The 2487-nt window shown below is 68.2% G+C and carries 3 protein-coding genes; 1 reads left to right on the top strand and 2 read right to left on the bottom strand.

Features of this window, described 5'->3' with window-relative positions:
* The coding region (locus QMK30_RS39045) for a peptidoglycan-binding domain-containing protein (RefSeq protein WP_502963317.1) at positions 1-660 on the bottom strand (660 nt) is incomplete at its 3' end.
* Positions 661-1296: 636 nt separating this feature from the next.
* Between QMK30_RS39045 and QMK30_RS38210 the strand changes: the two genes are divergently transcribed.
* Positions 1297-1977, top strand: a complete 681-nt coding sequence (locus QMK30_RS38210) for a response regulator (protein ID WP_283522929.1) — start codon at positions 1297-1299, stop codon at positions 1975-1977.
* A 33-nt stretch (positions 1978-2010) separates the two neighbouring features.
* Here QMK30_RS38210 and QMK30_RS38205 read toward each other — a convergent pair.
* The coding region (locus tag QMK30_RS38205) for a hypothetical protein (RefSeq protein ID WP_283522928.1) at positions 2011-2487 on the bottom strand (477 nt) is incomplete at its 5' end.

Here is a 2487-nt window from a genome sequence, read left to right as displayed (position 1 = left end):
CCTGGTGGCTGGACCGTACGTTCCTGGAGTGTCGGCCGCGACCTGGTCCGCCACCGCCGCCCAACTCTGGAATTTCCGCACGGACTTCTCCGTGTCGGAGTCGAAGTCGCCGTAGCGGTGGCCGTGGTAGAGGCCGATCGAGTAGAGCTGCCGCTGCATTGCTTCGACCGCGGCTCCTCGGGCACCCCGCTTGAGCGTCGGGGACGCGGGCGAGGATGGGGATGAGGACGAGGGGGTCGGCCGGGCAGGCTGGCGCGAGGAGGGCGGGGCGACCGGGCTTCCGGTGTGCGAGGTCCCGGTGCTCCGCGATGCCGCATCCCGTGTCTCGTCGCGCGCCCCACCCGAGCTCGGCCCCGACGCCTTGTCACGCGCGGTCGGCCCGGCGCTTGCGGACGGGGTGCGGCCCGAGGCGGACGGGCTCGGCTCGCCGCTCCCGCCCTTTGGGCGTCCCGTCCCGTCCGAGGGGGCCCAGGCGGCAGGCAGGCCATCCCGTGAGGGCGGCGCGGAGAGGTTCCCGGAGCGTTCGATGCCCTTGATGCCGGCGATGACGAAGCAGGGTATGGCGACCACTCCCAGGGCGGCGAGGACCGGTGGCCGCCGGATCAGAGGGCGCCGTCGGTGGGTAGTGAATTCCGGTGCGTGCCGCTGGCTGTGACCCATGAGAGATTGTTTTTCCTTCAACTTTTCGATGTGGCGGCTGGCGTCCAGGAGCGATGATCTTCCTGCTGCGGCGAGATTACCGGTGGGCCCTGTCGCCCCCTGGTTGTCCGAATGGCCCAACAGTCCGCCCGGAGAATTGCACTTCCGTCAACTTTCGACGCCCGGTGCATCAACTTCCGGCACGTATGCGAACTGCACTGCCCCGCGGAACGCCGCTCCCCGCCACCGGGGTACTGCGGCGATTGTCGACAGGAAGTCCACCGTGGATCCGCCGAGTCAATCTGTGGCGGGTCCAGGAACGCCGAATGCCGGGGCAGGATGGGAATCGACACGGAGGCGGCTGATGGTGAGTTCCGCTGATGAACCCAGTCGTTCCTTTCCCCCGAGGGCCTCTCGTGTCGTTGTCGGCCCGGCCAGCGCCCCGTCACGGCCGGGCCGGCTGTTTTTCACCGGCAAGGTTCTGCCAGTAATGAGTCGGCGTATTGCGAGCTGTCCCCTGACGAGCCTCACAGGGACATGGCCTATTGTTGCCTCGTGCCTGAGTCGCCTATGCGGGCACCCTTGATCAGTCGATTCCGACTGGCGCAGGTTGGATGGTCGGGGGTATGAGCCTCCTGTCGCAGTGAGGAAGCATCAGTGACGATCCGGGTTCTGATTGTTGACGACCAGAGTCTTATCCGCTCGGGTCTGCGGTCGGTCCTCGGGGCCGACAGTGAAATCGTCGTGGTCGCGGAGGCCGCCGACGGTGCGGAGGCCGTCAGTGCCACCCGTGAGCACTGTCCTCAAGTGGTCATCATGGACCTGCACATGCCCCTCATCGGCGGAGTGGAGGCCACACTCCAGTTGATGCGCCTCAAAGAGGTCCCCCGCGTCCTGGTGCTCACCACCTTCAACACCGACGACCTGGTGATCGAGGCGCTTCAGGCGGGCGCGGCGGGATTCCTCCTCAAGGACCTGAGGACGGAAGAGCTGGTCGCCGCGGTCCGTACGGTCGCGGCGGGCGGCACCGTCATGTCCCCCGAGATCATGAGCAAGCTGGTGAGCCGGGCGCACGCCCGCATGCCGGTCGGCTCCAACGGGCTGCGGGAGAAGATCGATTCCCTGACGGACAGCGAGCGCGAGGTCCTCACCCTCATCGGCGCCGGCTACACCAACCAGAAGATCGCCGAGGCGCTCCATCTGTCCCTGGCCAGCGTCAAGACGTATGCCTCGCGCATGCTGGCCCGCCTCGGCCTGGACAACCGCACACAGGCGGCGATCCTCGCGTACGAAGCCGGCCTGGTCGGCGCCGAGCGCGCGCGCCCACCGAGGAAGTGACCCGGAGCTCCGGACATGCGTTCGCCGAGGCATTCAGCGTGTGGTCGGCTGCGCCTCCGTAGTGCTCAGCAGGCGGTGACGCCGCCGGAACTCGTCGAGATGCTGATGGACCGCAGCGACCGTGACCGGCGTGCGGTGCTGCCCGCCGACCCCTCTCCGTGAGGCTTCCTGTACGACGGCCGCGGGCGTCGGTTCCTCGCCTTCGTCCTCATACATACGCGCCCAGACCTGGTAGAGCTGGAAGTCCAGAAGGTGGCGGTGCAGCACACCGGAACGGGCGGGCGCCCCGGCCGACCCGTCACCGAGGAAGTCGGAGAGCTCGTCGGCGTGCGGTTCGCGCCCGTGCCATACGACGAAGGCGTCCCACCTCAGGTAGTAGCGGTCCGCCGTGGTCAGCTCGCGACCTGTCAACCCGGCCTGTTCCGAAGGGACGTCACCGGAGACCTCCGGCGGCAGCGGTGGTGACGCGGGCAACCGGTGGGCCTCGATACCGGGGAACGGCCCGGGATG

The sequence above is a fragment of the Streptomyces sp. H27-C3 genome (genome assembly GCF_030063415.1).
Classification (GTDB): Bacteria; Actinomycetota; Actinomycetes; order Streptomycetales; family Streptomycetaceae; genus Streptomyces.
Note: the sequence above shows the minus strand (reverse complement) of the source record. Positions and strands in the feature narration are given on the sequence as shown.